This is a genomic window from Streptomyces sp. WM6386, from assembly GCF_000972385.1.
GTDB lineage: Bacteria > Actinomycetota > Actinomycetes > Streptomycetales > Streptomycetaceae > Streptomyces.
This window is the reverse complement of record NZ_JXTE01000372.1, coordinates 1-603: the sequence shown is the minus strand read 5'-3', so window position 1 is coordinate 603 and position 603 is coordinate 1. Positions and strand designations below refer to the sequence as shown.

1 pseudogene is annotated in these 603 nt (G+C 73.6%); it reads left to right on the top strand.

The features are described 5' to 3' along the window. A pseudogene (locus TN53_RS41795) lies at positions 1 to 603 on the top strand (ISKra4 family transposase); the annotation flags it as partial.

Genomic DNA, 603 nt, shown 5'->3' with positions numbered 1-603 from the left:
CAATCCCGACCGGCGGCTGGGGTGGTGACCGGGGCGGACGGGCTGGTGCGTCCGTATCGGGAGACGGGCCATCACCGCGAGCTGGCCTGCGTGTTCGGCACGGTCACCGTCGAGCGGTGCGCCTGGCGACAGAAGGGGCTGCCCAGCGTTCGCCCCGCCGACCGGGCCCTGTCTCTGCCCGCCGGCCGGCACTCGCACGGCCTGCGCCGCCTCGCGGTCGCCGAAGCCGTCCGCGGCTCCTACGACCAGGCCAAAGCATCGATCGACCAGCGGTGCGGGAGGGTGCTGGGCAAACGCCAGGCCGAAAACCTCAGCATCGCCGCGGCCCGGGACATCGACGCCTTTTACCGGCGTCGGATCCCGCTGCCGGCGACCGCCGAGACCCTGCTGGTCCTGCAGTTCGACGGCAAGGGGATCGTCATGAGGCCCGAGGCCCTGCGGCCCGCTACCCTCAAAGCCCACCGGGCAGCCCGGCGGGCGATGCGCACCCGGCTCGCCCCGGGCGAGAAGCCGCACCGCAAAAGGATGGCCCCCCTGGCCTGCGTCTTCGATGCCGACCCGGCCCCCCGCCGACCCCACGACATCATCGCCCCACCCGATGGC